The sequence below is a fragment of the Streptomyces sp. NBC_00557 genome (genome assembly GCF_036345995.1).
GTDB lineage: Bacteria > Actinomycetota > Actinomycetes > Streptomycetales > Streptomycetaceae > Streptomyces.
Genome location: NZ_CP107796.1, coordinates 1,318,083 through 1,344,456, shown reverse-complemented (window position 1 = coordinate 1,344,456; position 26,374 = coordinate 1,318,083). Strand labels below are relative to the sequence as shown.

The window sequence follows — 26,374 nt, the reverse complement described above, 5'->3', positions numbered from 1 at the left end:
TCCTAAATTAAGCCATGAGGGGCTTCGGTGGCCGCACGGGTCCCACGGGTCCGCACCCGTGCCGGCCTCCGCCAGCACCCTCGGGGTTCTCGACCCCCGGAAAGGGACACCAGGAGCCATGCGCAGCATCCGAGCCGCGGCCACAGGCGCCGTCACCCTGTCTCTCGTCCTCGCGGCCACGGCCTGCGGAGGCGGCTCGTCCAGCGGCGGCGGGTCCGGCGACTCGCCGAAGACGCTGACGTACTGGGCCTCCAACCAGGGCGCCAGCATCGCCGTCGACAAGCAGGTTCTCCAGCCCGAACTCGACAAGTTCCAGAAGCAGACCGGGATCAAGGTGAAGCTGGAGGTCGTGCCCTGGTCCGACCTGCTCAACCGGATCCTCACCGCGACCACCTCGGGTCAGGGCCCGGACGTGCTGAACATCGGCAACACCTGGAGCGCCTCGCTGCAGGCGACCGGCGCGCTGCTGCCGTGGGACGCCGAGAACTTCGACAAGATCGGCGGCAGGGACCGGTTCGTCGACTCCGCGCTCGGCTCGACCGGCGCACAGGGCAAGGACCCTGCCGCGGTCCCGCTGTACTCGATGGCGTACGCCCTCTACTACAACAAGAAGATCTTCGCCGACGCCGGGATCAGCAAGCCGCCCGCCACGTGGGACGAACTGGTCGCCGACGGCAAGAAGATCAAGGCCAAGGGCAAGTCCCCGCTCGGCGCCGAGGGTTCGAACCTGTCGGAGAACATCCACCACGTCTTCGTCTTCGCCAAGCAGCGCGGCGCCGACTTCTTCACCGCCGACGGCAAGCCCGACTTCACCAACCCGAAGGTGGTCGACGCGGTGAAGGCCTACGTCGACCTGATGGCGAAGGACAAGGTCATACCGGCCGGCGACGCCGAGTACGCGCAGAACCAGTCCGTCAGCGACTTCGCCAAGGGCAAGCAGGCCATGCTGCTGTGGCAGTCGGCCGCCGCCAACCTCAAGTCCCAGGGCATGAGCGAGGACGCCTACGGCATCGCGCCCGTCCCGGTGATCTCCGGCACGCCCGGCACCGGCACCCAGGTGAACTCGATGGTCGCCGGCATCAACCTCGCCGTCTTCAAGAACACCCACAACCTCGACGGCGCCACGAAGTTCGTGAAGTTCATGACCTCCGACGACGAGCAGAAGATCCTCAACAAGGCCTACAGCTCCATCCCGCCGGTGAAGTCCGCCCAGGCGGACCCCGCGTTCGGCTCCTCCGCGAACGCCGTGCTGAAGACCACCCTCGCCACCAGCGCGGCCGCCCTGCCGCAGGTCCCGTCCGAGTCGCAGTTCGAGACGGCGGTCGGTACGGCCGTCAAGGACCTGTTCGCCGACGCCGCCGCCGGACGCTCCGTCACCACCGACACGGTCAAGGCCGCGCTGACCAAGGCCCAGCAGCAGATGCCGGCGGCGTGAGCGAGACGATGACGACCACCGCCTTCAAGGAGCCGGTGACGCAGGCGCCGTCCGGCGCGGTGGCGCGCGAACCCCGCCGCCGCGCCGGACGGCTCCGCCGCGCCTCGCTGCCGTACCTGCTGCTCCTGCCCGCGCTGCTGCTCGAACTCCTCGTCCATCTGGTGCCGATGGTCATCGGCATCGTGATGAGCTTCAAGGAGCTCACCCAGTTCTACATCCGCGACTGGGGCACCGCCCCCTGGTCCGGACTCGGCAACTACAAGGTGTCGGTGGACTTCGACGCGCCCGTCGGCGAGGCCCTGCTGCACTCCTTCTTCGTCACCGTCGGCTTCACCCTGCTCTCGGTCGGCCTGTGCTGGCTCATCGGCACCGCCGCCGCGCTCTTCATGCAGGACACCTTCCGCGGCCGCGGCCTGCTGCGCGCGCTGTTCCTGGTGCCGTACGCGCTGCCCGTCTACGCGGCCGTCATCACCTGGGTGTTCATGTTCCAGCACGACAACGGCCTGGTGAACCACGTCCTGCACGACCAGCTGCACCTCACCGGCAAGCCGTCCTTCTGGCTCATCGGCGACAACAGCTTCTACGCCCTGCTCACCGTGTCGGTGTGGAAGGGCTGGCCGTTCGCCTTCCTCATCGTGATGGCCGGACTGCAGAACATCCCCCGCGAGCTGTACGAGGCGGCCGCGCTGGACGGCGCCGGGATGTGGCAGCAGATCCGCCGCATCACCCTGCCGTCCCTGCGCCCGGTCAACCAGGTGCTGGTCCTCGTCCTCTTCCTGTGGACCTTCAACGACTTCAACACCCCGTACGTGCTGTTCGGCAAGTCCGCCCCCGAGGCCGCCGACCTCATCTCCGTCCACATCTACCAGGCGTCCTTCGTCACCTGGAACTTCGGCACCGGCTCCGCGATGTCCGTGCTGCTGCTGCTCTTCCTGCTCGTCGTGACGGGCGCGTACCTGCTGTTCACCTCGCGCGGACGGAGGGCCGCCGATGTCTAGCCCGCCGCTCGCCCGGCCCACGCGCAACTCCCCGATGGCGCCGCCGCGTTCCTTCCTGTGGTCGCGCCGGATCTTCCTCACCCTGCTCACCGGCTTCGTGCTGGTCCCGGTGTACGTGATGGTCTCCAGCTCGCTGAAGCCGCTGGCGGACGTCACCGGCAAGTTCCGCTGGCTGCCGAGCGGGCTGACCATCCGGCCGTACATCGACATCTGGTCGACCGTCCCGCTGGCGCGGTACTTCACGAACTCGCTGATCGTGGCGGGCTCGGCGACGGTGTGCTCGGTGGTCATCGCGGTGTTCGCGGCGTACGCGGTCAGCCGCTACGACTTCCGGGGCAAGCGCATCTTCACGGTCACGGTCCTGTCGACGCAGATGTTCCCCGGCATCCTGTTCCTCCTGCCGCTGTTCCTGATCTACGTCAACATCGGCAACGCCACCGGCATCGCCCTGTTCGGCTCCCGAGGTGGTCTGATCCTCACCTATCTGACCTTCTCCCTCCCGTTCTCCATCTGGATGCTCATCGGGTACTTCGACTCGGTGCCGCGCGACCTGGACGAGGCGGCGCTGGTGGACGGCTGCGGCCCGCTCGGCGCGCTGCTCAGGATCGTGGTGCCGGCCGCGATCCCCGGCATCGTCGCGGTCGCCGTCTACGCCTTCATGACGGCGTGGGGCGAAGTCCTCTTCGCGTCCGTCATGACCAACGACACCACCCGCACCCTCGCCGTCGGCCTCCAGGGCTACTCCACCCTCAACAACGTCTACTGGAACCAGATCATGGCCGCCTCGCTGGTCGTCAGCGTTCCCGTGGTCGCCGGATTCCTGCTCCTGCAGCGCTATCTCGTCGCCGGTCTGACGGCGGGCGCCGTCAAGTGAACCGAGTGACCAACTCCCCTGATCCCGAAGGGACTTCCGTGTCCGAACCCATCGACCTCGCCGCGCTCCCGCACGACTTCCTCTGGGGCACGGCCACCGCGGCGTACCAGATCGAGGGAGCCGTCGCCGAGGACGGCCGCTCGCCCTCGATCTGGGACACCTTCTCGCACACCCCCGGGAAGGTCGCGAACGGCGACACCGGCGACGTCGCCTGCGACCACTACCACCGCTGGCGCGAGGACATCGCCCTGATGCGCCGGCTGGGCGTCAACGCCTACCGCATGTCGGTGGCCTGGCCCCGCGTGATCCCCGGCGGGACGGGCCAGGTCAACCCCAAGGGCCTCGACTTCTACGACGAGGTGGTGGACGCCCTGCTGGAGGCCGGCATCACCCCGTCCGTCACCCTCTACCACTGGGACCTGCCGCAGGTGCTCCAGGACCGCGGCGGCTGGCCCGAACGCGACACCGCCCACGCGCTCGCCGAGTACGCCTCCGCCGTCGCCGCCCGCCTCGGCGACCGCGTCAAGCTCTGGGCCACCCTCAACGAGCCCAGCTGCTCGGCCTGGATCGGCCACCTGGAGGGGACGATGGCCCCCGGCTGGACGGACCTCACGGCCGCCGTACGCGCCTCGGTCCACCTCCTCCTGGGCCACGGCCTCGCCACCCAGGCCATCCGCGCCGCCGCCCCCGGCGCCCAGGTCGGCATCGTCAACAACCTCTCCACCGTGCACCCGGCCACCGACCGCCCCGAGGACCTCGCGGCCGCCCGCCGCCACGACGGCCACGTCAACCGCTGGTGGCTCGACCCGGTGCACGGCCGCGGCTTCCCGGCCGACATGGTCGAGACGTACGGCGTGGAACTCCCCCTCCGCGAAGGCGACTTGGACACGATCGCCACCCCCCTGGACTGGCTGGGCCTGAACTACTACTTCCCGGCGTACGTCGCCGACGCCCCCGACGCCCCGGCGCCGTACGTCCGCGCGGTCCGCCGCGAGGGCGTTCCGCGCACCGGCATGGACTGGGAGATCGACGCGAGCGGCATCGAGACCCTGCTGCTGCGGCTGACGGAGGAGTACGGCGCCCGCAGGATCTACGTCACCGAGAACGGCTCCGCCTTCCCCGACGTGGTCCGCCCCGACGGCAGCGTGGACGACCCCGAACGCCAGGACTACCTGGAGCGCCACATCGCCGCCTGCGCCTCGGCCGCCCGCAGGGGCGCCCCGCTCGCCGGCTACTTCGCCTGGTCCCTGCTGGACAACTTCGAGTGGGCGTACGGCTACGACAAGCGCTTCGGCCTGGTCCACGTCGACTACCGGACCCAGGTCCGCACCATCAAGGGCAGCGGCCACCGGTACGCGGACATCGTCCGCGTCCACCGGGGGCAGACCCGCCGGGCGGCGTGAGCCGGGCCCGCCGGGCGGGCTGAGCCGGGGCTGCCGGGCGGGCTGGGCCGGGCGCCGAACGTTCCGAGTGCGGCCCGGTCGGCTGGTCGGCTGGTCGGCCCCGTCGGCCAGTCGGCTGATGGGCTGGTCGGCTGGTGGGCACGGGAGGGGAGCCCGTGCCCACCAGCAGCCCCTGGGCCAGACCACCCCCACCCCTGCATGTCATGCGCACGACACACGACTGACCGGCACCTCCACCCCACGAGGAGACCCGCATGTCATCCCATCGCATCCCCCGCACCCTGCTCGCCGCCCTCGCCGCCACGGCCCTGCTGTGCACCGGCCCCCTCCTGACCGCCCCCGCCTCCGCGGCCCCCGCCGCCGTCAGCTGGGACACCGACCGCGCGGCCGCCGCCTACGCGGTGAACCCGGCCGCCGTCACCGCCTCCGGCAGCGAGAACGCCGGCACCGCCCCCGGACTCGCCTTCGACGGCAACGGCTCCACCCGCTGGTCCAGCAACTTCGCCGACGACGCCTGGATCGAGATCGACCTGGGCTCCGCGATCCGGATCGACCATGTCGTCCTGGACTGGGAGGCCGCCTACGGCAAGCGCTACGTCCTGGAGGTGTCGAGGAACGGCACCGACTGGACTCCCTTCTACACCGAGACCGCGGGCACCGGCGGCTCGGTCACCGCGCACACGTACCCCCAGGAGGTGGTGGGCCGGTACGTACGGATGCGCGGCGTCGAACGCGCCACCCCCTACGGCTACTCCCTCTGGAACTTCAAGGTCTACGGCGGCGAACCCGCGCCCGCCTCCACGACCCGCACCAACCTCGCCCTGCACCACCCCGCCTTCTCGAACTACTACCAGGACGCGGGCCATTCACCGGCCTACGTAACCGACGGCGGCTGGCCGGCCGACCTCAAGGGGGACACCAGCCGCTGGTCGAGCGACTGGAACGCGGACCGCTGGGTGTCGGTGGACCTCGGCGCACAGTCCACCGTGGACAGCGTGGACCTGTACTGGGAGTCGGCGTACGCGGTCGACTACCTGCTGCAGGTGTCGGCCGACAACCGCACCTGGCAGACGGTCTACGAACCGTCGTCGGCGGACATCGCCGCCCGCCGCGCCAACGTCGCGTCCCCCTCCGACGCGGCCGGCCTGCACGACACCGTCAAGCTGCCCTCACCGGTGACCGCCCGCTACGTCCGCGTGCTCGGCAAGGAACGCCGCTCCTTCTACAACCCGGCGCCCGCCACCGCCCAGTTCGGCTACTCCCTCTACGAGTTCCAGGTGTGGGGCACCGGCGGCAGCGCGTCCGCCGCCTACCCGGTCCTCCCCGCCGACCAGTCCGGCGCCTACCGCACCACGTTCTTCGACGACTTCACCGGCGCCGCGCTCGACCGCTCCAAGTGGCGGGTGGTGCGCACCGGCACCGAGATGGGCCCGGTCAACGGCGAGTCGCAGGCGTACGTCGACTCCCCGGACAACGTCCGCGTCGCAGGCGGCGAGCTGATCCTGCACGCCAAGTACTGCAAGGGCTGCACCCAGGCGGGCGGCGGCACCTACGACTTCACCTCGGGCCGCATCGACACCCACACCCACGTCGACTTCACCTACGGCCGGGTCAGCGCCCGCATGAAACTCCCGGTCGGCGACGGCTTCTGGCCCGCCTTCTGGCTGCTGGGCTCCAACGTGGACGACCCGTCCGTGTCCTGGCCGGCCTCCGGCGAGACCGACATCATGGAGAACATCGGCTACCCCGACTGGACCAGCACCGCCCTGCACGGCCCCGGCTACTCGGCCGACGGCAACATCGGCGCCCGCCAGACATACCCGGGCGGCGGCACAGCGGACCAGTGGCACACCTACGCCGTCGAATGGACCCCGACGGCCCTGCGCTTCTACGTCGACGACCGCCTGGTCCAGGAGACCACCCGCAACGTCCTGGAGTCGACGCGCGGCCAGTGGGTCTACGACCACAACCAGTACGTCATCCTCAACCTCGCCCTCGGCGGCGCCTACCCGGCCGGCTGGAACAAGACGACCAGCCCTTACTGGGGGCTGCCGCAGTCGAGCGTCGACAAGATCGCCGCCGGGGGAGTGCAGGCGGAGGTGGACTGGGTGCGGGTGGAGCAGAAGGGGTGAGGGCCCGACAGCGGACAGGGCCGATCGCCCTGCATCACCGAGCTGACGACTGATGGCCCGTCAGATCGAGGCGCGTAGCCCGGATGGAGGTCGTGCGACGGTCGCAGCTGCGCGGCCGTCGCACCGCCGGTGCCGGAGGAGGCGCCTACTCCGGCGGCGTGGGGGTCTCGGGGGTGCGGTACATCGCCTGGACGTCCAGTTCCAGTTGCACGGTCGGTCCGACGACCGCGATGCCGCGTGCCAGCATCGAGCGCCAGTTGAGAGTGAAGTCCTCGCGGTGCAGTTCTGTCTTCGCCAGTGCCGCGCAGCGGAGTTCCTGGTCGTAACCGCCGTTCACGGTACCCAGGTACGTCGTGTCCAGGGCCACGGAGCGGCTGGTGCCGTGCATGGTGAGCGTGCCGTGCAGCGTCCACTTGGAGCCACCGCGGTAGACGAACCGGGTGCTGGTGAAGTCGATGTACGGATAGCGCTCGACGTCAAGGAAGTCCGCCGAACGAAGGTGGTTGTCACGGGTTTTGTTGCCCGTGGCGATGCTGGAGGCGTCGATCCGCACCGAGACCTGGGAGTCGGCCATGTCCGGTCCGATGCGGATGCCGCCGTCGAAACGGGTGAAACGGCCGTGGACGTGGGCCATACCCACGTGCTTGGCGATGAACCGGATCGCGGTGTGCGGAGGATCGAACAACCAGCTGCCGGGCGGCGGGAGTTCCAGCTGACGGGCGGGCAGCAGGGAGATGCGCGCCGGTGGGAGGACGACCCCGGCGGCTATGTCGACACTCTTACGGGCCGGTGTCAGCCCCTCTGCCGTGGCCATCACGCTGTAGGAGCCCGGCGACAGCGTCGCCATGAACAACCCGTACGGATCGGTGGTTCCGCGGGCGACGACGCGATGGCTGTCCACTGCGGTCACCGTGATCTCGGCGCCGCCCATGGGCTGGCCCATGGGATCCACGACCTCGCAGCCGTAGGCGCCCGCACCGGCCGGCAGGGGTATCGAGAGGCCCGGCGCGGCGTCGGCAGCGCTGCGGGAACGCCGACGTCGGAGCAGTCCGAGGGCCATGCTGTTCACCTTTCTTTACATGTGTCACTACGGCGAGGCGCGCGCAGTTGTCGGCGTGTGCGGTCGCCAAGACCCATCCGAGACTGGTTGCAGACGCGATGAGATCAACTATTCAACGATCATAAGACAGGGTCTGAGCGGGCCTTCTTCGACTTGAGCGACGCAGAGCAACCTCATGTCATGCATACGAGCGCCTGTGACGCCGTAGGTGCGGGCCGCGTCGCGACTTCTCGACCCCGATGCTTTGCAGCACTGCTGTGGCGAATAACACCTGAAGCGCCACGCCAATTCACATGGGGCTCTCCGTTCCCTCACGCACTTCACGCATTCGGCGCCGTGACACAGCTGCGCAGGCGTGTGGTGCGGGGTCCGAGACCGAGGGGAACGGCTTCCGTCCGGACGGACGAGAGGCGGTCAGGCGCGGTCCTCGCGCTGGGGCCGCCACGGCAGCCGACCACCCGACACTGCCCGAACGCCTTATTGGTGCAGACTTATTGACGCTGCATACCGGCGATGATTCACTCCCTGGCTGAGAGCGCTCTCTCGCGGTTGGGGACCAGCCGCGGTCCCGATTGCCCACCACCTTCAGGGAGAGCCGTGTCCGTGATTCCCTCTCGCCGTGCCCTGCTCCGCGGAGCGGCGGCCGCTGCCGCAGCGGTGCCGCTGGCCGGCGCCACCGCAGGATCCGCCTTCGCGTCGTCCCCCGCCTCCGCCGGCGGCACGGACGGCCACGGCACGGCCGGTCTGGGGCCGAACGTCCTGGTCTTCGACACATCGATGGGCGACGCGGCGATCCAGGCGCAGATCGACGCCGTGTTCGCCGTCCAGCAGTCCAACCAGTTCGGCACCGAGCGGTACGCCCTGGCGTTCAAGCCGGGCACGTACAACGTCGAGATCAACGTCGGCTTCTACACCCACGTACTGGGGCTCGGCGCCAGCCCCGAGGACGTCGTCATCAACGGCCATGTCACCGTCGACGCCCAGTGGTTCGGCGGCAACGGCACCCAGGACTTCTGGCGGGCCGCCGAGAACCTGACCATCGTCCCGCCGGACGGGCTGGAGCGCTGGGCCGTCGCCCAGGCCGGACCGATGCGCCGCGTCCACGTCAAGGGCAACATGATCCTCATGCCGAGCCCGCCCGGCAACGGCTGGTCCAGCGGCGGCTTCCTGGCCGACACCGTGGTGGACGGCCAGATCAACTCCGGCTCGCAGCAGCAGTGGCTGTCGCGCAACGACACCATCGGCAGCTGGACCGGCGCCAACTGGAACATGGTCTTCGTCGGCGTCCAGGGCGCACCCGCCACGTCCTTCCCGACCCCGCCTTACACGACCGTCGACCGCACCCCGGTGATCCGGGAGAAGCCGTTCCTGACCGTGGACCGACGCGGGGCCTACCACGTCTTCGTGCCCGCGCTGCGCCGCGACAGCGCCGGCACCTCCTGGGCCGACGGACCGGCCGCCGGCCACAGCATCCCGCTGACCGAGTTCCACGTCGCCCGCCCCGGAGACTCCGCCTCGAGCATCAACGCGGCGCTCGCCCGCGGCAAGCACCTCCTGCTCACCCCGGGCATCTACCCGCTGTCCGCACCACTGCGGATAACCCGGCCCGGCACCGTCGTCCTCGGCCTCGGCCTGCCCACCCTCCAAGCAGTCAAGGGCAACTCGCTCATCGAGGTCGCCGACATCGATGACGCGTCCGTGGCCGGCGTGATCCTCGAGGCCGCCTCCGCCGATTCCCCCGTGCTGCTGCGCGTGGGCGACGGCCGCAGCCGCAGGAACCACGCGCACCGCCCCACCGCACTCTTCGACGTCTTCCCGCGCATGGGCGGCGCCGTCCCCGGCGGCACCCGGGTCAGCATCCAGATCGACAGCAACGACGTGATCGTCGACCACGTCTGGGCCTGGCGCGCCGACCACGGCCTCGACGGCACGGTCGGCTGGTCGGTCAACCCCGCGGGCGTCGGCTTCCTCGTCAACGGCGACCGGGTCACCACCTACGGCCTGTTCGTCGAGCACCACCAGAACTACGAGGTGCTCTGGAACGGCAACCATGGCCGCACCTACTTCTTCCAGAACGAGCACCCCTACGACGTCCCGACACAGTCGGCCTGGAGACACGGCAACACCAACGGCTTCGCCGCCTACAAGGTCGGCGACCACGTCACCGAGCACCACGCGTGGGGCCTGGGCAGCTACGCCTACTTCAACCTCAACGCGAACATCTACACCGACCGCGCCTACGAGGTCCCCGACACCCCGGGCGTCGTCTTCACCTCGCTGATGACCGTCTGCCTCAACGGCGCGGGCGGCGGCGGCATCCTGCACTGCATCAACAACGCCGGTGACCCTGTGGAGAACGGCTTCGGAACCTACAACATGAAGTCGTACTCGAACGGCGTCGGCATGGTCTGAACCGCCTCACAGACATGAGTGCCCACAAGGTGCTGGTGGGGAGGCGTGCACCGAGGGTGTCGGTTGCGCTGAAGGCGCATGTGAGTCCGCAGGGCAGCGGCCGGACTCGGTGCCAGGTCTTCGCCGAGTCCGGCACTCCGATGCACGTCCGCGGACCTTGGCGTACCCCGGCCCTTGTTGAGTGAACCGCACAGGGTGGTCGGCGCACGCCTGGAGCTGTACCCGGCGTGTGCCGGCAAGTCCGCGCTGTCGGTGTCGTTTGCTCGACGCGACGGGAGTGGAGTAGGCGCGCTTGCCGCCGTGGCGGTGAACGGCGCATCGGTGCCGTACGTAACACCCATCCGTGGGAGGATCCCTCACCATGAGCGCGTCCCCGGCGGTGAGAGGTTTGCGTGCCGCGGTGTTTTCCGCGGTGTGCGTGCTGCTCGCCGCCGCCGGGCACGGGCTCGCCATGGGCGACATGCCGCCGCTGTGGGCCGACGCGGCCGCCTTCGCCGCCGTGCTCGCTCTCGGCTGGCTTCTCGGCGGCCGGGAGCGCTCGTTGCCCGGCATCGGCGTGGCCATGCTGCTCGTCCAGGCGGGCCTGCACCTCGGCTTCGACGCAGCCCACGCCAGTTCGGGGCACGCCGGTCTGCCGGGTATGGCAGCCATGCCCGGGCACGGCGGGGCCATCGGCGCCCCGGCCACGAGCTTGGTGTCCGGCCATGTCATGGCGCCGCCGATGTCCGGTCACGTGATGGCATCCATGTCCGCGATGCACCTCCGCATGGCCGCCCACGCCTCCGCCCACGCGCACGTCACTGCCTACGCCACCGCCGCCCACCTCCTCGCCGCCCTGGTCGCCTCCTGGTGGCTGTGGCGAGGCGAGGCCGCGCTGTGGTCGTTGCTGCGGCGGGCCGGGACGTTGGTGCCCGGGCTCGTCGCCTGGTGGCGGGACACCCCGCTGCCCGCCCCCGCCGGGGCCGCACCGGGTGTCCCGGCGGGCCCCGAACCGCCCCGGCCGACCCTGCTGCGGCACGCCGTCAGCAGACGCGGACCCCCGGCACCGATCCCGTACTCGCTCTGCCCCTGAACGACACATCACCCGTACGGAGATCGACTCACCCATGTCCGCATCGCATCCCGCCGCCCGCCGCGCCGGCGCTGTCGCTGCTCTCGCCGTCACGACGGTGCTCCTCGCCGCCGGTGCCGCTTCCGCGCATGTCACCGTCCACCCCGAGAGCTACGCCAAGGGAGCCACCGACGGTGTGCTGACCTTCCGCGTGCCCAACGAGGAGGACAGCGCCTCCACCACGAAGGTGCAGGTCTTCCTGCCCACCGACCACCCCGTTCTCGGCGTGCTCGTGCACCCGCAGGACGGCTGGACCGCCAAGGTCACCACCACCAAGCTCAAGACACCGGTCAAGACCGACGACGGCACCATCACCGAGGCCGCCTCCGAAATCACCTTCAGCGGCGGGAAGATCGGCGCCGGGCAGTACGAGGACTTCAACGTCGCCTTCGGCCAACTGCCCGACGACACCGGCACGTTGGTGTTCAAGACCCTGCAGACCTACTCCGACGGCAAGGTCGCGCGCTGGATCGAGGAGCCGGCCGCCGGCGGTGACGACGAACCGGAGAACCCGGCACCCGTGCTGAAGCTCACCGCCGGTGACACTGCCTCCGCGCCCGCCAAGAACGCCACCGACACAGCCACAGCCACCGCCAAGGCGGGGCCCGACGCCAGCGACTCCACCGCCCGTGGACTCGGCATCGCCGGTCTGGTCGTCGGTGTCCTCGGGCTCGCGGCCGGCGCCTTCGCGATCGTACGGAGCCGGTCGGCGCGGTCGTAGCGGTCCTAGCGGCCGTAGGCGGTATGACGACATAGAGACCTGTCGGCATCACGATAGGGGGCCGAGGACAGGTCATGGCGCGCCACGCGCGCCCCGTGGGGGAAGGGCCGTACCGGTGGTGATCCGCGCTCGGGTCCGGTCCTCCCCCCGCCGGGCCCGGCCGAAAACGGCTTGCGCTCGCCTCGGCGGTGGTCAGGATGGGCGCGTGCAGAGCCGTGCGAGTGCGATCGAAGGTGCGCCGATGGATCCGACCGAGTCAGGGCATGCCGCGCGGGTGTCCGCCCACGCGGCCGTGTCAGCGCGGCTGGCGCTGTTCAGCGACCGCCGGCTGCGCGACGCGGTGGCCGCCGCGCCGGTGCTCGGGTCCGGTGTCGGCGGCCGGTCGGGCGAGATGGAGGTCGAGGGCGTACCGGTCTTCGTCAAACGCGTGCCGCTCACGGACCTCGAGCTGGCCGGGGAACATGTCCGGTCCACCGCCAACCTCTTCGAGCTGCCCCTCTTCTACCAGTACGGCGTGGGCTCCTCGGGCTTCGGCGCCTGGCGGGAGCTGGCCGCGCATCTGATGACCACCGGCTGGGTGCTGGAGAACGAGTACGCGGGGTTTCCGCTGCTGTACCACTGGCGGGTCCTGCCGGACTCCCCGCCGGACGGGTTCACCGACGTGTTCGGCGGGATCGAGGGCGCCGTCGCGCACTGGGACGGGTCACCAGCCGTGCGCCGGCGGCTGGAGGCCATCGGCAAGGCCTCGTACAGCCTGGTTCTGTTTCTGGAGCATGTGCCCCGCACGCTCTCCGCCTGGCTCCGCGACACCCGGGGCGCGGAGGACACCCGGGACGCGGGCGGTGCCCGGCAGCCGGGGCACGGAGACGGCTCGTCGCCGTACCGGTGGGTGGAGGAGGCGCTGGTGCGGGGCACGCAGTTCATGAGCGGCCGCGGGCTCGTGCACTTCGACGCGCACTTCGACAACCTGCTCACCGACGGCCGCCAGGTGTACTTCGCGGACTTCGGGCTCGCCCTGAGCCGGGACTTCGAACTGTCCGGGCCCGAGCGGGAGTTCCTTGCCGGGCATCTGGTGTACGACCGGTCCTACGCCCCCACCCACCTGCTGCGGCATCATCTCCCCGACGACGTGCGGGGCGGGATGGAACCCGGCGCGTTCCTGCGCGCCTGGGCTGCGGGGCGCCGGCCCGGCAGTGTGCCGTCCGGTCTCGCCGCGCTCCTCGACCGGCATGCGCCGCACGCGATCGTCCTCGACGACTTCCACCACCGGCTGCTCACGCGGAGTAAGCGGACGCCGTTCCCCGCCGCCGAGGTCAGACGGGCACTGGAGGCCGCCGGGCCTGCGCCGGCGCGCTGAGGGCTCGCCCCGGACCTGGCACAGGGGCACCGAGCCCTCGCCCCGCCCCTCGCGCGCGGCCCAGAGCACATCCGTACCCGCCCTCACCTCGCCCCCAGCCCCACCAACCGCGGCTCCGCCGCCTCCGGCTGGACCGCTTCCGCCGCTTCCGCCGCCGCCGGCGTACGCCGCGAGGTGCGCCACAGCCACCGTATGTCCCGGCCGAAGGACCACAGCAGCGAGCCCAGGGCGAGGACCACGATGGTGAGGTTCACCAGGTGGGGGAGGAGGCCGGAGCCCGCCAGGAGCAGGGCTATGCCCTGGATCGCCGCGACCGTCTTGCGGGCGAAGGACGGCGGGAGCGGGGCGTTCAGCCAGGGGGCGAACCGGGCCGCGGCGGCGAAGGCGTAGCGCATCCCGCCGATCAGCAGCACCCACGGGCCGAGTTGCATGGACACATACACGCTCAGCACCAGGATCAGGAACGCGTCGACCTCCATGTCGAAGCGCGCGCCGAGCGCGGTCGACGTGCCGGTGCGGCGGGCCACCTTGCCGTCGACGCCGTCCAGGAGCAGGGCGACCGCGGTCAGGCCGACCAGCAGGGTCACCGGCGGTGCGCTCTCGAAGGAGTCCGCGACCAGCGCCGTCACCCCGCCCACCAGGGTGGCCCGGCCGAGCGTGACACGGTTGGCGGGGCCGAAGGAGCGCAGGCAGGAGCGGTGCAGGGCCCGGGCCAGGACCGCCCAGGTGGCGAGCGCGAACGCCAGGCCCGTCAGCCAGCCGGCCGGCCCCATGCCTATCGCCGTGCCGAGCAGAGCCAGCAGCAGGAGCTGTATGCCCGCTCCGACAGCGGTCTCCTGCTGGGGCCTGGCGTCATACGTGTTGTTCAGGGCCACCGCACACCCTCCGGCCGAGTGACAGAGTCGATCAACGCCGCGTACTGTGCGCGGCCTGTGCACTTCTCGGTACGTGAACAACTTCCCTACTGTTCAGGAGGATGCCGATGAACCGCTCGGCCCGCGCGTTCTGGCTCCGCTCACCGGGCCTCGGTGAGCTGCGCGACATCACGCTCGCTGAGCCCGGCGAGGACGAGGTCGTGGTGCGCGCCCTGTACTCCGGGGTGAGCCGCGGCACGGAGACGCTGGTCTTCCGCGGCGGGGTTCCTCAGAGCCAACACGCAGTGATGCGGGCGCCGTTCCAGGAGGGCGAGTTCCCGGCTCCGGTGAAGTACGGCTACCTCAGCGTCGGCGAGGTGGAGGAGGGGCCGGCGGGCCTCGTCGGGCGGACCGTGTTCTGCCTGTATCCGCATCAGACCCGTTACGCCGTTCCGGTGAACGCCGTGACCGTCGTGCCCGAGACGGTTCCCGCCGCGCGGGCCGTGCTCGCCGGGACCGTGGAGACCGCCGTGAACGCGCTGTGGGACGCCGCGCCCCTGATCGGCGACCGGATCGCGGTGGTCGGCGGCGGCATGGTCGGCTGTTCGGTGGCCGCGCTGCTGGCCCGCTTCCCGGGCGTACGGCTGCAACTGGTCGACGCCGACCCCGCCCGCGCCGAGACGGCCGAGGCGCTCGGCGTGGACTTCGCGACGCCCGACGGCGCCCTCGGCGACTGCGACCTCGTCGTGCACGCGAGCGCCACCGAGGCCGGTCTCACCCGCGCCCTGCAACTCCTCGCCCCGGAGGGTACGGTGGTGGAACTGAGCTGGTACGGCGACCGGCGTGTCACCCTGCCGCTCGGCGAGGCCTTCCACTCCCGGCGGCTCACCGTGCGCAGCAGCCAGGTCGGCACGGTCGCCCCGGCCGCCCGGGCCGGACGCGGTTACGCCGAACGGATGGCGCTCGCCCTCGACCTGCTCGCCGACCCGGCACTGGACGCGCTCATCACCGGGGAGAGCGACTTCGAACAACTCCCGGACCTCATGCCCAAGCTCGCCTCGGGCGAGATCCCCGCCCTGTGCCACCGGATCCGGTACGCCGAGACGGGCCTGACCTGAGAAAAGAGTGAGAGTGAGCTGAACACGGGGAACCGAAGAGCCGTACTACACGGCATCCCCCGACGGGTAAGGGCAGGGGGACCAGACGCGTCGTACCTGGAGGGTCGTCCGTTGTTCAGCATCACCGTCCGCGATCACATCATGATCGCCCACAGCTTCCGCGGCGAGGTGTTCGGGCCCGCGCAGCGTCTGCACGGCGCCACGTTCCTCGTGGACGCCACCTTCCGCCGCGAGCAGCTGGACGAGGACAACATCGTGGTCGACATCGGACTGGCCACGCAGGAACTGCGCCTGATCACCGCCGAGCTGAACTACCGCAACCTCGACGACGAACCCGAGTTCGCCGGCGTCAACACCTCCACCGAGTTCCTCGCCAAGGTCATCGCCGACCGGCTCGCCGAACGCGTCCACAAGGGCGCCCTCGGGGAGGGCGCCAAGGGGCTCGCGGGCATCACCGTCACCCTGCACGAGTCGCACATCGCCTGGGCGAGTTACGAGCGTGGCCTGTGACCGGGGCGATCACGCGGCGGGCCCGGCTGTCGTACGTCCCGGCACAGCCCACCACTGCCGAGAAGGCCGGAATCATCCCCATGTCCCTTCGCACGGTGCACTTCGTCGTGCCGGGCGGCGTCGACGACCCGGCCGCGCCCAGCGGCGGCAACGCCTACGACCGCCGGGTCTGCCTGGACCTGCCCGGCTTCGGCTGGCAGGTCACCCGCCATGCCGCGCCCGGCGCCTGGCCGTGCCCCGACCAGGCCGCCCGCGACCGTCTCGCCCGCACCCTGCACGACCTGCCGGACGACGCCGTGGTGCTGCTCGACGGGCTCGTCGCCTGCGGCGTTCCGGACATCGTCACCCCGCACGCCGACCGCCTGCGGCTGGCTGTGCTCGTCCACCTCCCGCTCGGCGACGAGACGGGCCTCGACCCGGCCGTCGCGGCCGACCTCGACGCCCGCGAGCGCGCCGTGCTGCGCGCCGCGCCCGCCGTCGTCGCCACCAGCGACTGGGCCGTACGGCGGCTCGTCTCCCACCACGGACTCGCCCCCGAACGCGTGCACGTCGCCGTGCCCGGCGCCGACATCGCGCCCCTCGCACCCGGCACCGACGGCGTCTCCCGGCTGCTGTGCGTGGCCGCCGTCACCCCGCGCAAGGGCCAGCACCGGCTCGTGGAGGCCCTCGCGGCGGTCCGGGACCTGCCGTGGACGTGCGAACTCGTCGGCGGACTCGGCCACGACCCGGAGTACGTCGCCCACTTGCGGGACCTGATCGCCCGGCACGGCCTCGCCGACCGGCTGCACCTGACCGGACCCCGCTCCGGCGCCGACCTCGACGCCACGTACGCCGCCGCCGACCTGATGGTGCTCACCTCGTACGCCGAGACCTACGGCATGGCGGTCACCGAGGCCCTGGCCCGCGGCATCCCCGTCCTCGCCACCGACGTCGGCGGAGTGCCGGAGGCGGTCGGCCGCGCCCCCGACGGCGGGGTGCCCGGCATCCTCGTCCCGCCGGAGGACCCGGCAGCGCTCGCCGCCGAACTGCGCGGCTGGTTCAGCGAACCCGACGTACGCCGCCGGCTCAAGGCCGCCGCCCGCGGCCGCCGCGCCGCCCTCGACGGCTGGGCCACCACGGCCCGCAGCCTCGCCGGCGTCCTCGCCCGCCTGCCCGAAGCCCCGAGGAGGGCGGCATGACCACGCCGGAGACCACGACGAACGTCACGCCGCGCATCCCGGCGGCCCAGGGGACGGCGGCGAACGGCGCCGGGGAGTCCGGTGCCGCCGCTCACATCCGGGAGAGCGGCGTCCGCGGCTCCCTCGCCCCCGGGGGCGAGGGTGATGCCGCCGGTGACGTGGAGCCGGGCGTGGGTGCGTCCGTCGTCGCCGGGGCCGGGCCCGTCGGGCGGCCCGGGGAGCGGGCCACCGTACGGCTGCGCGACGGCGAGCCGGAGGAGCCGCCCCGGTACGCGCCCGAATGGCTGCGGTTGCGGGAGGGGGCCGACGCGGCCGCGCGCGCCGAGGAGTTGCTGGACCCGCTGCGGGCCCGGCTGGCCGGCTGCGCGGGCCAGGGCGGCGCGCTGGCCGTGCACGACCTGGGCTGCGGCACCGGTTCGATGGGCCGCTGGCTCGCGCCCCGGCTGGCCGGCGCACAGCACTGGATCCTGCACGACCACGACCCCTACCTGCTGCACTTCGCCGCCGTGGGCTCTCCGCGCTCCGCCGCCGACGGCAGCGGCGTCACCGTGGAGACCCGGCGCGGCGACGTCGCCCGGCTGACACCGGACGCGCTGGCCGGGGCGTCGCTGGTCACCGCCTCCGCGCTGCTCGACGTGCTCACCCGCGAGGAGGTCGTCACCCTCGCCGACGCCTGCGCCGGGGCCGGCTGCCCCGCGCTGCTCACGCTGTCCGTGGCCGGCCGGGTCGAACTCACCCCGGACGACCCCCTGGACAGGGACATCGCCGAGGCGTTCAACGCCCATCAGCGGCGCAACGGGATGCTCGGACCGGACGCGGTCACCGTGGCCTGCGAGGCGTTCGCCGCGCGCGGGGCCGCCGTACGGGTGCATCCGAGCCCGTGGCGGCTCGGCCCCGAGGAGTCCGCGCTGACCGAGCAGTGGCTGCGCGGCTGGGTGGGCGCGGCCGTGGAGCAACGGCCCGGACTGCGCGAGCGTGCGGAGCGGTATCTGCGGGACCGGCTCGCCGCCTGTGCCGCCGGTGAACTGCGGGTCGTGGTCCACCACAGCGACCTGCTGGCCCTGCCCCGGCCGACGGGCGGAGCGTCATGAACACCGGGACCGGGGGCCACGCGCGCGTGGGCGGCAGGGACGCGGCGCACGCGCGCGTGCACGGCGGCGGCCCCGCCGAGGCGTGTGCGTACGGCGTCGGCACCCTTCACGCGCGCGTACCCGACACCGGCGCGGTGCGGGCGATCCACGAGGCCGGCACCGGGCTTCCGCATCCGCCGCCCTCGCCGTCGGAGCCACACGCCGTGACGTCCGATGCGCCGGCCCCGCTCCGGCGAGCGCTCGGGCCGTCGCCGGCGTCGCCCGCACCCGACCAGCCCCCCACCGCCCGGCGCCCCGCCCTGCACACGCTGCGTACGCACTTCGGCACCCTCGCCGGTGCCCTCATCCTCGGGGCCCTGCTGTGGCGGCTGGGCACGGGCGTGCTCGTGGACGGGCTGCGGCGGATCGACACCGGGACGGTGCTGGCCGCGCTGGCGATCGGCGTGGTCACCACCGTCCTGAGCGCCTGGCGCTGGCAGTTGGTGGCCCGCGGCCTGGGCATCCGGCTGCCGCTGGGCGCCGCCGTCGCCGACTACTACCGGGCGCTGTTCCTGAACGCGGCGCTGCCCGGCGGGATCCTGGGCGACGTGCACCGGGCGGTCCGGCACGGGCAGAGCGCCGGAGACCTGCGGCGCGGCGTGAAGGCCGTCGTACTGGAACGCGTCGCCGGGCAGCTCGCGCTGGCGGCGCTCGCCGTGGCGGTGCTGCCGACCCTGCCCTCCCCGGTCCGCGCCCAGGCCCGCGACTTCGCCCCGCTGGCGGCCCTCGCCGTGGCGGGAGCGCTCGCCGTCGGCCTCGCCGTACGGATGAACCGGGCGCCCTCCCGCCGGACCGGTGGCCTGCGCGCCGCGCTCGGCGAGGCGCGCCGGGGCCTGTTCTCCCGCCACGGCGGACCGGGCATCGCGCTGTCCTCCGCCGTCGTACTGGCCGGGCACCTGGCGATGTTCGCCGTGGCCGCCCGGGTCGCCGGCTCCGCCGCCTCCGTCGCGCAGCTGGTGCCGCTCGCGGTCCTCGCCCTGGTCGCCATGGGCCTGCCGCTGAACGTCGGCGGCTTCGGCCCCCGCGAGGGCGTCACCGCCTGGGCGTTCGGCGCCGCGGGACTCGGCGCGAGCACCGGAGTCGCCGTCGCCGTGGTGTACGGCGTGCTGAGCTTCGTGGCGAGCCTGCCCGGCGTCGTCGTCCTGGCCGCGCGCTGGTACGCCGGCCTCCGCACACGGGTCGCCTCGCCGGACGAAGCCTCGCCCGCCGACGCGGACACCGCCCCCGCCGTGCGCGTGGACACGGCCCCCGCCGCCCGGACGGACGGGGCGTCGACCACTCCGGCGGCCGGCCCCCGGACCGCTGAGGCGGCACCGGTGCCTGCCACCCCGGCGGACGGCGGCACCCCAATCACCCCCGCGGACAAGGCTTCGGCCAGTCCCGCGGACAAGGCTCCGGCCAGCCCCGCGCCCGGCGCCGCGGCCACCTCCGCCGGCAGCCCCCCGACCGTCCCGGCGGACCCCTCCGCGACCGCCGGGACCAGCGGCCCCGGAACCGGCTACCCGCGGGCCTCGTCGGACGTGAGCAGCGTGAAACACGGCTCGAAGGATTCCGTCAGGCTCGCCAGGAGTTCCTTCCCCTTTTCCGCGGATCCCAGGGAAGGACGGCCGATGACGCCCGATTCGGTGTAGGCGGACATTCCAACTGTGAGCAGATGACGACGGTCGTCAGCGGTGAAATCGGCGGACTCGTAACCAGGGCGGACGAATTCGGGATGAGCGTGCAGCAGAATCGAGGTCTCGATTTCCCCCGCGTGCATGTCGGTGAGCAGCGATGTCTGCACCCCCGCCCGCTCCCGCGCCGCCTCCCAGTCCTCCGCGGCCGGGAACAGCGCCATCCGCTCACCGCGCGCGGAGGCCTCCTGGACGACGTTGCCCAGGACGTAGTTCCCGCCGTGCCCGTTGACCACGACCAGCGCCTCGACGCCCGAGCGGCGCAGCGACGCCGCGATGTCACGGACCACCGCATGCAGGGTCACGGAGGAGATGCTGACGGTCCCCGGCCAGTCCGCGTGCTCGTGCGAGCAGGAGACCGTCACCGGAGGAAGGAGGTGCACCGGGTACGCGGCGGCGATCTCCCGCGCCACGGCGCAGGCGACGAGCGTGTCGGTCGCCAGCGGAAGGTACGGACCGTGCTGTTCGAAACTGCCGACGGGAAGGACGGCGACCTGTGCTGACACCTCCGCGCCCCGGGTCCGTACGTCTTCCGTGGTGTCCGTCGGCAACACGCCGCAGGCCACGCCGTACGCCACCTCGCCTGCCGCCGCACGCGCGCCCGAACCACTCATCTTTTCATGGCCTTTCGTCTCTGTTTAGGAATCAGATCATGACAGAAAACACCGGCGTCAACATGGGCGTACTCGGCAAGAAGTCCCCGCGGCGTTCGGGCGCGGAACGCGTCGTGAACGCACCGCTGCCCACCGTGTACGGCGAATTCCAGGCGATCGGCTACCTGGACCACGACCGCGGTGACGAGCAAGTGGCCCTGGTGTACGGCGAGATCGGCACCGAGAACGTGCTGACCCGGCTGCACTCCGAATGCCTCACCGGCGACGCGTTCGGCTCCCGGCACTGCGAGTGCGGCGACCAGCTGGCCTCCGCGCTGCGTGCCGTCGTCGCCGAAGGCAGCGGCATCGTCGTCTACTTGAGAGGCCACGAGGGCCGCGGCATCGGACTGCTCGCCAAGCTGCGCGCCATGGCCCTGCAGGCGGAGGGCCTGGACACGGTGGAGGCGAACCTCGCGCTCGGTCTCCCCGTCGACGCCCGCGACTACGGCATCGCCGCCGAGATCCTGCACGACCTCGGGGTGCGTTCGGTCCGCCTGATGTCCAACAACCCGCGCAAGCGGGAGGCGCTGGTCCGGCACGGCATCCAGGTCGCCGAGCGGGTGCCGCTGCTGATCGAGCCGTGCGAGAGCAACATCACGTATCTGCGCACCAAGCGGGAGCGGCTGGACCACATCCTGCCCCACCTGGACGCCGTCGCCCACGGCTCCTGAGCGGGCCGTCGACCGGACCGCCCGCCGCCTCCCCCATGGGCGGCGGGCGCCGCGGCGGTCAGTCCCGCAGGGCCTCGTGGACCAGCCGCCGCAGCTCGGGGAAGACCTTCAGCGTCTTCGGGCGCACCTGCGTCATGAACTGCACCGTCAGCTCATGGGCCGGGTCCACCCAGAACGCGGTCGTGGCCGCGCCGGTCCAGCCGTAGGTGCCGGGGCTGGAGGGGGCCAGGGTGCGGGAGGGGTCGGTGACCACCGAGACGTTGAAGCCGAAGCCGAGCCCGTCGTTGCCGGGCTCCTGGTGGACCGGCGCGCCGAAGGACCGCAATGTCGCGTCGCCGGGCAGCTGGTTGCGGGTCATCAGCCCGACGCTGTCCGCGGACAGCAGCCGGACGCCGTCGAGTTCACCGCCCCGGCGCAGCATCTCCATGAACCGGTGGAAGTCGTACGCCGAGGAGACCAGGCCGCCGCTGCCGGACAGGAACCTCGGCCGGCCGTGCACCGGCAGTCCCGGCACCGGCTGGATGCCGCCGTCGTCCGTCTCGCCGTACAACTCGGCCAGCCTGCCCGCCTGTTCGGACGGTCCGGGCTCGATGTGGAAACCGGTGTCGGTCATGCCGAGCGGACGCAGGATCCGCTCGGCGAAGAAGGCGTCCAGCGGCTGCCCCGACACCACCTCGACAACCCGGCCCAGCACGTTCGAGGCGACCGAGTAGTTCCACCGCGTGCCCGGCTCGAACTGCAGCGGCATCCGCGCGTAGACCTCGGTGGTCTCGGTCAGATCGGCGCCGGGCGGCACCGAGTACTCCAGGCCGGAGTCGCGGTAGAGGGCGTCGACGGGGTGCCGGTGGTAGAAACCGAAGGTCATGCCCGCGGTGTGGGTGAGCAGATGCCGGATCAGGATCGGTCCGCCGGCCGGGCGGGTGCGCATGTCCGCACCCGATCCGTCCACGTACACCCGGGGGTCGGCGAACGCGGGCAGGTGCCGGTCGAGCGGGTCGTCCAGGGACAGCCGGCCCTCCTCCACCAGCAGCAGCACGGCGACGGCGGTCACCGGCTTGGTCATGGAGTAGATCCGCCACAGCGTGTCCGCCTCGACCGGCAGCCCGGCCGCGACGTCGCGCCGGCCGTAGGTGGTGAGGTGGGCGATCCGGCCGCCGCGCGCCAGGGCCACCAGAAAGCCGGGCAGCCGCCCGTCGTCGACGAGGCGGGTGACATACCGGTCCAGCCGGTCCAGCGCCTTCTCGTCCAGCCCCGCCTCAGCCGGGTCGACTTCCTGCCGCAGCCGTGCCATCGCTCTCCTCCGGTCGCTCGTCCGCGACGCCCCCGGCGTCCCGCCGGAACGCATCCGCTGCTCCATCGTCGCCCAGAAACCCCGTCACGCACCCGCTCATCAGCGGTTTTTGTGATCGACACGACGCCTACGGCCGCCTCCGGCCCGCGATCGCCACCCGCGCCCCGGTCAGCGCACGGTCGCCGTGACCTCCGGCGGCACACGGTGGTGACCGCCCCCGAGCAGCGAGCCGTCGCCGGCCGGTGCGCGGTGGCGCCCTGCACCGGGCGAGGCGTGGTGAGTGGCGCCGGGGAGGCGACGCCGGTCCCCGGTACCGCCTCGTCGCTGTCGGCAGCCTGCGGGCCGAGGGCACGCCCAGCGCCGCGACGGCCGCCGGGGCGGGCAGGGCCGGACCGGTTCCCCGGCGGCGCCCAGGAGCGCGTGCGTACGCAGACACCGTCCACCGGAGCCGGTCGGGTGTCGCGCGCTCCGTGTGCCGGCCGTCGGCCGGGGGCCGGACGCGGCCGGCGCGGGGGAATGCGAGGCCCGTTCCAGGGAGTTGACCGTGCCATGAGCGAAGACACCTCGGCACCCGCGCAGGACGCGCTGCTCGGCCTGCTCTCCGAAGGCCACGCCGGCACCCTGGTCACCCTCAAGCGCGACGGCCGCCCCCAGCTGTCCAACGTCACCCACGCCTACTACCCCGACGAGCGCGTCATCCGGATCTCCGTCACCGACGACCGCGCCAAGACCCGCAACCTGCGCCGCGACCCCCGCGCCTCCTACCACGTCACCAGCGCCGACCGCTGGGCGTACACCGTCGCCGAGGGCACGGCCGACCTCTCCCCGGTCGCCGAGGACCCGCACGACGACACCGTCGAGGAACTGATCCGCCTCTACCGGGACGTCCAGGGCGAACACCCGGACTGGGACGACTACCGGGCGGCCATGGTCCGCGACCGCCGCCTGGTGGTACGGCTGCACGTCGAGAGGGTGTACGGCATCCCGAAGCGCTGACCCGCCCCGGCTCCCGGCCCGGAAGCGCCGGCCCGCTCCGGTTCCCCGTCACGACGCTTCGGCGGTCCGCGTCTCGATGGCGTGCAGGACGGCGACCATGTCCTGGGCGCCGTGCCCCTGCGCCACCGTCTCCTCGAACAGGGTGTGGCAGACGTCGAGGAGCGGCGAGGCCAGCTGCGCCTTGCGGGCCGCCTCGGCGATGAGCCGGTTGTTCTTCAGGACGTCCAGCGCGGCCGCCTGCACCGAGAAGTCCCGGCCGAACAGCTTGGGCGCCTTCATCCGGGACACGCCGCTGGCCATGGGCCCCGCGTCGAGGACGTCCAGGAACAGCCGCCGGTCCAGGCCCTGCCGCTCGGCGAAGTGGAACGCCTCGGTCAGCCCGGTCACCTGGGTGATCAGGAAGAGGTTCACGGCCAGCTTCATCAGCAGCGCGCTCGGCGCCGGGCCGCACACGAACGTCTCCCGGCACATCGGCGCGAGCAGCGGCCGTACGGCGTCCACCGCGTCCGGTTCCCCGGCGAGCATCGCCACCAGCTGCCCCTCCTCCGCGGGCACCCGTGATCCGGAGACGGGCGCCTCGACGTACCGGCCGCCGGCCGCGCGGACGTCGGTCTCCAGGGCGTGGGAGTACTCGGGGGAGGTGGTGCCCATGTGGACGACGGTGCGCCCGGCGACCCGTGCGGCCAGCGCCGGCGTGCCGCGGCCGAGGACGGTGTCGACTGCGGTCTCGTCCGCCAGCATCAGCAGGACGGCCTCCGCCCCGGCGAACACCTCGTCGGCGTCCGCGGCGACCCTCGCCCCGGCTTCCCGCAGCGGCGCGGCGCGCTCCGGGGTGCGGTTCCAGACCACCAGCGGAGTGCCGGCGGACGCCAGGCGCTGTGCCATGGGGCGGCCCATCACCCCGAGACCGATGAAACCGACGTTCACGGCGACCGTCCTCCGCTCCCGGACCCAACCTTATGACGGCTGTCATAGTAGCGGCCGTTATGACGCCGGTCATAGAGTGGGGAGAGACGAATCGGAGGGCGGCGCATGAGCGAGGCGCGACACGGGCCGCGGGAGCGGATGGTCTTCAGCGCGGCCCAGCTCATCCGGCGCGACGGCGTCGCCGCGACCGGCATGCGCGAGGTCGCCGCACACGCGGGCGCACCGCGCGGCTCGCTCCAGCACTACTTCCCGGGCGGGAAGGAACAACTGGTCAACGAGGCGGTCGGCTGGGCCGGCCGGTACGCCGGCAAGCGCATCGCGCGCTTCCTCGCGGGGCTCCAGGAGCCGACGCCGAGCGGTCTGTTCGCGGCGATGGTCGCGCAGTGGACCGACGAGTACGCGGCGCACGGCTTCGCGACCGGCTGCCCGGTCGCCGCCGCCACCGTCGACTGCGCCTCCGCCGGCGGCTCGACCCGCGAGGCCGTGGCCGCCGCCTTCACCACCTGGCGCACCCCGCTCGCCGAGGCGCTGGCCGGCATGGGCGTGCCCGAGGCCCGCGCCGAGTCCCTGGCCACGCTGATGATCAGCACGCTGGAGGGCGCGATCCTGATGGCCCGCGCCGAACAGGACGTACGGCCCCTGACCACGGCCGTACGGGAACTCGGCCCCCTGCTGGACGCGGCGGTGGCCCGGGACCGTTGATCCCCCTTGCGGGTGAGCGTCTTCCCCGCCATGTCGTCCTCCGGCTCCTCCATCCGGCGCAGCGCGCGCACCGCGGCTCGGCGGAACGCCGACGATGGGGGATGGGTGCCGAGGCCGCCAATGGCCCCGGCGGAGCGGACGAAGAGGCGCGAGATGACCGATCCTGGGGCTGCCGGGAAGCGGCCGAGCCCACCGCGGCGGGATCGGCCGCTTCCCGGCGCTCCGGGGCCCGGAGCCACGGCCCTGTCCATCGCCCGGTCGGCCGTTCTCGCGGTCGCCCTCGTCGCCGCGTACTACCTGTTGCCGCTGGCCTGGCACGGCGTGGACGCCGACGCGCTGGTCCTGGTCGGGGGCCTGCTGATGGCCGGCCTGTTCTTCGGGTGGGAGATGTGGCTCATCACCCGGTCGCCCTCGCCGCGCCTGAAGGCCGTCGAGGCCGTGGCCGTCACGGTCGTCCTGTATCTGGTCCTCTTCGCGAGCGGCTACTACGTGCTCGAACACACCGTGCCCGGCTCCTTCAGCACACACCTGACCAGAACCGACGCGTTGTACTTCACCCTCAGCACGTTCGCCACGGTCGGCTTCGGCGACATCACCCCGGTGTCCCAGGCGGGCAGGGTGCTGGCGATGTGCCAGATGGCCGGCGGTCTGCTGCTCGCGGGCGTGGCCGTCCGGGTGCTCACGGGCGCGGTACGGGTGGGGCTGCGCCACCAGGGGCGGGAGCCGCCGGAGTGACGGTCCCTGCGTGTGTCCCGCTCCGCGACGGCCGGCGCGGCCGCCGGTGCTTGCCCGGGCCCGCTCGCCGCACTAGCCTCCGCGCGTGATCAACGGTGCACATGTGGTGCTCTACAGCCGGGACGCGGAGGCCGACCGCGCCTTCCTGCGCGACACCCTCGGATGGGCGCACGTCGACGCGGGCCACGGATGGCTGATCTTCCAGGCGCCGCCCGCCGAGGCGGCCGTACACCCCACGGACGGTGAGCCGGCGCACGAGCTGATGCTGATGTGCGACGACCTGGACGCGACACGGCGGCAACTCGCCGAGCGCGGAGTGGAGTTCACCCGGCCGGTCGAGGAGGCCCGCTGGGGCCGGGTGACCGCCCTGCGCCTGCCGGGCGGCGGCGAACTGGCCCTGTACGAGCCCCGCCACCCGCGGCCGTAGCAGCCC

General features: G+C 72.3%; 23 protein-coding genes and 1 pseudogene. 19 read left to right on the top strand and 5 right to left on the bottom strand.

Going from position 1 to position 26,374, the window contains the following annotated elements:
- The first annotated feature begins 118 nt into the window (after positions 1–118).
- The 5 genes from OG956_RS05355 to OG956_RS05335 all read left to right on the top strand — a co-directional run bounded on the left by OG956_RS05355 (position 119) and on the right by OG956_RS05335 (position 6,842).
- Complete coding sequence (locus OG956_RS05355) at positions 119–1,435, top strand: ABC transporter substrate-binding protein (RefSeq protein ID WP_330336779.1); 1,317 nt, start codon at positions 119–121, stop codon at positions 1,433–1,435.
- Between the two features lie 8 nt (positions 1,436–1,443).
- Positions 1,444–2,433, top strand: a complete 990-nt coding sequence (locus OG956_RS05350) for a carbohydrate ABC transporter permease (RefSeq protein WP_330342743.1) — start codon at positions 1,444–1,446, stop codon at positions 2,431–2,433.
- Positions 2,434–2,467: 34 nt separating this feature from the next.
- Positions 2,468–3,307: a carbohydrate ABC transporter permease gene (locus OG956_RS05345; RefSeq protein ID WP_330342742.1), complete on the top strand. Its 840-nt coding sequence runs from the start codon at positions 2,468–2,470 to the stop codon at positions 3,305–3,307.
- A gap of 38 nt (positions 3,308–3,345) precedes the next feature.
- The gene (locus OG956_RS05340) at positions 3,346–4,710 is read left to right on the top strand and encodes a GH1 family beta-glucosidase (protein ID WP_330336778.1); all 1,365 of its coding nucleotides are present in this window, start codon (positions 3,346–3,348) and stop codon (positions 4,708–4,710) included.
- Between the two features lie 254 nt (positions 4,711–4,964).
- The gene (locus tag OG956_RS05335; protein ID WP_330336777.1) at positions 4,965–6,842 is read left to right on the top strand and encodes a discoidin domain-containing protein; all 1,878 of its coding nucleotides are present in this window, start codon (positions 4,965–4,967) and stop codon (positions 6,840–6,842) included.
- 145 nt (positions 6,843–6,987) lie between these two features.
- Here OG956_RS05335 and OG956_RS05330 read toward each other — a convergent pair whose 3' ends face one another.
- The gene (locus OG956_RS05330; RefSeq protein WP_330336776.1) at positions 6,988–7,902 is read right to left on the bottom strand and encodes a YceI family protein; all 915 of its coding nucleotides are present in this window, start codon (positions 7,900–7,902) and stop codon (positions 6,988–6,990) included.
- Between the two features lie 513 nt (positions 7,903–8,415).
- Between OG956_RS05330 and OG956_RS05325 the strand changes: the two genes are divergently transcribed.
- The 4 genes from OG956_RS05325 (at position 8,416) to OG956_RS05310 (ending at position 13,503) form a co-directional block, all read left to right on the top strand.
- Positions 8,416–10,314 (top strand): adenylyl cyclase, encoded by a 1,899-nt coding sequence (locus tag OG956_RS05325; protein WP_443065529.1) that lies wholly within the window; start codon positions 8,416–8,418, stop codon positions 10,312–10,314.
- Between the two features lie 361 nt (positions 10,315–10,675).
- A complete protein-coding gene (locus OG956_RS05320; protein ID WP_330336774.1) occupies positions 10,676–11,386 on the top strand; it encodes a hypothetical protein in 711 nt (236 codons plus the stop codon).
- A 34-nt stretch (positions 11,387–11,420) separates the two neighbouring features.
- Entirely contained in the window at positions 11,421–12,146 is a 726-nt protein-coding gene (locus tag OG956_RS05315; protein WP_330336773.1) for a YcnI family copper-binding membrane protein, read from the top strand.
- Between the two features lie 241 nt (positions 12,147–12,387).
- Positions 12,388–13,503 carry a protein kinase family protein gene (locus tag OG956_RS05310; RefSeq protein ID WP_330336772.1) on the top strand — a complete coding sequence of 372 codons (1,116 nt, stop codon included), beginning with the start codon at positions 12,388–12,390 and terminating at the stop codon, positions 13,501–13,503.
- Positions 13,504–13,586: 83 nt separating this feature from the next.
- Here the strand turns inward: OG956_RS05310 and OG956_RS05305 are convergent, their stop codons facing one another.
- Positions 13,587–14,378, bottom strand: coding sequence for a CDP-alcohol phosphatidyltransferase family protein (locus OG956_RS05305; protein ID WP_330336771.1), 792 nt, complete (start codon positions 14,376–14,378; stop codon positions 13,587–13,589).
- 107 nt (positions 14,379–14,485) lie between these two features.
- Between OG956_RS05305 and OG956_RS05300 the strand changes: the two genes are divergently transcribed.
- From OG956_RS05300 to OG956_RS05280, 5 genes and pseudogenes are all read left to right on the top strand, one after another.
- Entirely contained in the window at positions 14,486–15,475 is a 990-nt protein-coding gene (locus OG956_RS05300; protein WP_330336770.1) for a zinc-dependent alcohol dehydrogenase, read from the top strand.
- Between the two features lie 111 nt (positions 15,476–15,586).
- Positions 15,587–15,985 carry a 6-pyruvoyl trahydropterin synthase family protein gene (locus OG956_RS05295; protein WP_330336769.1) on the top strand — a complete coding sequence of 133 codons (399 nt, stop codon included), beginning with the start codon at positions 15,587–15,589 and terminating at the stop codon, positions 15,983–15,985.
- The gene (locus tag OG956_RS05290) at positions 15,958–17,163 is read left to right on the top strand and encodes a glycosyltransferase family 4 protein (protein WP_443065664.1); all 1,206 of its coding nucleotides are present in this window, start codon (positions 15,958–15,960) and stop codon (positions 17,161–17,163) included. Before OG956_RS05295 ends, OG956_RS05290 begins: the two co-directional genes overlap by 28 nt.
- Entirely contained in the window at positions 17,160–18,254 is a 1,095-nt protein-coding gene (locus OG956_RS05285; RefSeq protein WP_330336768.1) for a class I SAM-dependent methyltransferase, read from the top strand. The genes OG956_RS05290 and OG956_RS05285 overlap by 4 nt, the downstream gene beginning before the upstream one ends.
- Positions 18,251–19,366, top strand: a pseudogene (locus tag OG956_RS05280) (lysylphosphatidylglycerol synthase transmembrane domain-containing protein); the annotation flags it as partial. The gene OG956_RS05285 and the pseudogene OG956_RS05280, both read left to right, overlap by 4 nt.
- A gap of 425 nt (positions 19,367–19,791) precedes the next feature.
- Here the strand turns inward: OG956_RS05280 and OG956_RS05275 are convergent.
- The gene (locus OG956_RS05275; protein WP_330336767.1) at positions 19,792–20,580 is read right to left on the bottom strand and encodes a creatininase family protein; all 789 of its coding nucleotides are present in this window, start codon (positions 20,578–20,580) and stop codon (positions 19,792–19,794) included.
- Positions 20,581–20,618: 38 nt separating this feature from the next.
- On the opposite strand from OG956_RS05275, the gene ribA reads away from it, so the two are divergent.
- Positions 20,619–21,290, top strand: a complete 672-nt coding sequence (ribA, locus tag OG956_RS05270) for a GTP cyclohydrolase II (protein ID WP_330336766.1) — start codon at positions 20,619–20,621, stop codon at positions 21,288–21,290.
- Positions 21,291–21,348: 58 nt separating this feature from the next.
- Here ribA and OG956_RS05265 read toward each other — a convergent pair whose 3' ends face one another.
- On the bottom strand, positions 21,349–22,581 hold the full coding sequence (locus OG956_RS05265; RefSeq protein WP_330336765.1) for a serine hydrolase domain-containing protein: 1,233 nt from the start codon (positions 22,579–22,581) through the stop codon (positions 21,349–21,351).
- 549 nt (positions 22,582–23,130) lie between these two features.
- On the opposite strand from OG956_RS05265, the gene OG956_RS05260 reads away from it, so the two are divergent.
- Complete coding sequence (locus OG956_RS05260; protein WP_330336764.1) at positions 23,131–23,577, top strand: PPOX class F420-dependent oxidoreductase; 447 nt, start codon at positions 23,131–23,133, stop codon at positions 23,575–23,577.
- Positions 23,578–23,625: 48 nt separating this feature from the next.
- On the opposite strand, the gene OG956_RS05255 is transcribed toward OG956_RS05260, so the two are convergent.
- Positions 23,626–24,504 carry an NAD(P)-dependent oxidoreductase gene (locus OG956_RS05255; RefSeq protein ID WP_330336763.1) on the bottom strand — a complete coding sequence of 293 codons (879 nt, stop codon included), beginning with the start codon at positions 24,502–24,504 and terminating at the stop codon, positions 23,626–23,628.
- 105 nt (positions 24,505–24,609) lie between these two features.
- Between OG956_RS05255 and OG956_RS05250 the strand changes: the two genes are divergently transcribed.
- From OG956_RS05250 to OG956_RS05240, 3 genes are all read left to right on the top strand, one after another.
- A complete protein-coding gene (locus tag OG956_RS05250; protein WP_330336762.1) occupies positions 24,610–25,206 on the top strand; it encodes a TetR/AcrR family transcriptional regulator in 597 nt (198 codons plus the stop codon).
- A 153-nt stretch (positions 25,207–25,359) separates the two neighbouring features.
- The gene (locus OG956_RS05245; RefSeq protein WP_330336761.1) at positions 25,360–25,941 is read left to right on the top strand and encodes a potassium channel family protein; all 582 of its coding nucleotides are present in this window, start codon (positions 25,360–25,362) and stop codon (positions 25,939–25,941) included.
- 85 nt (positions 25,942–26,026) lie between these two features.
- Complete coding sequence (locus OG956_RS05240) at positions 26,027–26,368, top strand: VOC family protein (RefSeq protein ID WP_330336760.1); 342 nt, start codon at positions 26,027–26,029, stop codon at positions 26,366–26,368.
- Positions 26,369–26,374: the final 6 nt, after the last annotated feature.

Coding starts and splice junctions, on each gene's coding strand:
- OG956_RS05355 (WP_330336779.1), top strand. CDS start 119: ATGCGCAGCATCCGAGCCGCGGCCACAGGCGCCGTCACCCTGTCTCTC.
- OG956_RS05350 (WP_330342743.1), top strand. CDS start 1,444: ATGACGACCACCGCCTTCAAGGAGCCGGTGACGCAGGCGCCGTCCGGC.
- OG956_RS05345 (WP_330342742.1), top strand. CDS start 2,468: ATGGCGCCGCCGCGTTCCTTCCTGTGGTCGCGCCGGATCTTCCTCACC.
- OG956_RS05335 (WP_330336777.1), top strand. CDS start 4,965: ATGTCATCCCATCGCATCCCCCGCACCCTGCTCGCCGCCCTCGCCGCC.
- OG956_RS05330 (WP_330336776.1), bottom strand. CDS start 7,902: ATGGCCCTCGGACTGCTCCGACGTCGGCGTTCCCGCAGCGCTGCCGAC.
- OG956_RS05325 (WP_443065529.1), top strand. CDS start 8,416: ATGATTCACTCCCTGGCTGAGAGCGCTCTCTCGCGGTTGGGGACCAGC.
- OG956_RS05320 (WP_330336774.1), top strand. CDS start 10,676: ATGAGCGCGTCCCCGGCGGTGAGAGGTTTGCGTGCCGCGGTGTTTTCC.
- OG956_RS05315 (WP_330336773.1), top strand. CDS start 11,421: ATGTCCGCATCGCATCCCGCCGCCCGCCGCGCCGGCGCTGTCGCTGCT.
- OG956_RS05310 (WP_330336772.1), top strand. CDS start 12,388: ATGGATCCGACCGAGTCAGGGCATGCCGCGCGGGTGTCCGCCCACGCG.
- OG956_RS05300 (WP_330336770.1), top strand. CDS start 14,486: ATGAACCGCTCGGCCCGCGCGTTCTGGCTCCGCTCACCGGGCCTCGGT.
- OG956_RS05285 (WP_330336768.1), top strand. CDS start 17,160: ATGACCACGCCGGAGACCACGACGAACGTCACGCCGCGCATCCCGGCG.
- OG956_RS05275 (WP_330336767.1), bottom strand. CDS start 20,580: ATGAGTGGTTCGGGCGCGCGTGCGGCGGCAGGCGAGGTGGCGTACGGC.
- ribA (WP_330336766.1), top strand. CDS start 20,619: ATGACAGAAAACACCGGCGTCAACATGGGCGTACTCGGCAAGAAGTCC.
- OG956_RS05265 (WP_330336765.1), bottom strand. CDS start 22,581: ATGGCACGGCTGCGGCAGGAAGTCGACCCGGCTGAGGCGGGGCTGGAC.
- OG956_RS05260 (WP_330336764.1), top strand. CDS start 23,131: ATGAGCGAAGACACCTCGGCACCCGCGCAGGACGCGCTGCTCGGCCTG.
- OG956_RS05250 (WP_330336762.1), top strand. CDS start 24,610: ATGAGCGAGGCGCGACACGGGCCGCGGGAGCGGATGGTCTTCAGCGCG.
- OG956_RS05245 (WP_330336761.1), top strand. CDS start 25,360: ATGACCGATCCTGGGGCTGCCGGGAAGCGGCCGAGCCCACCGCGGCGG.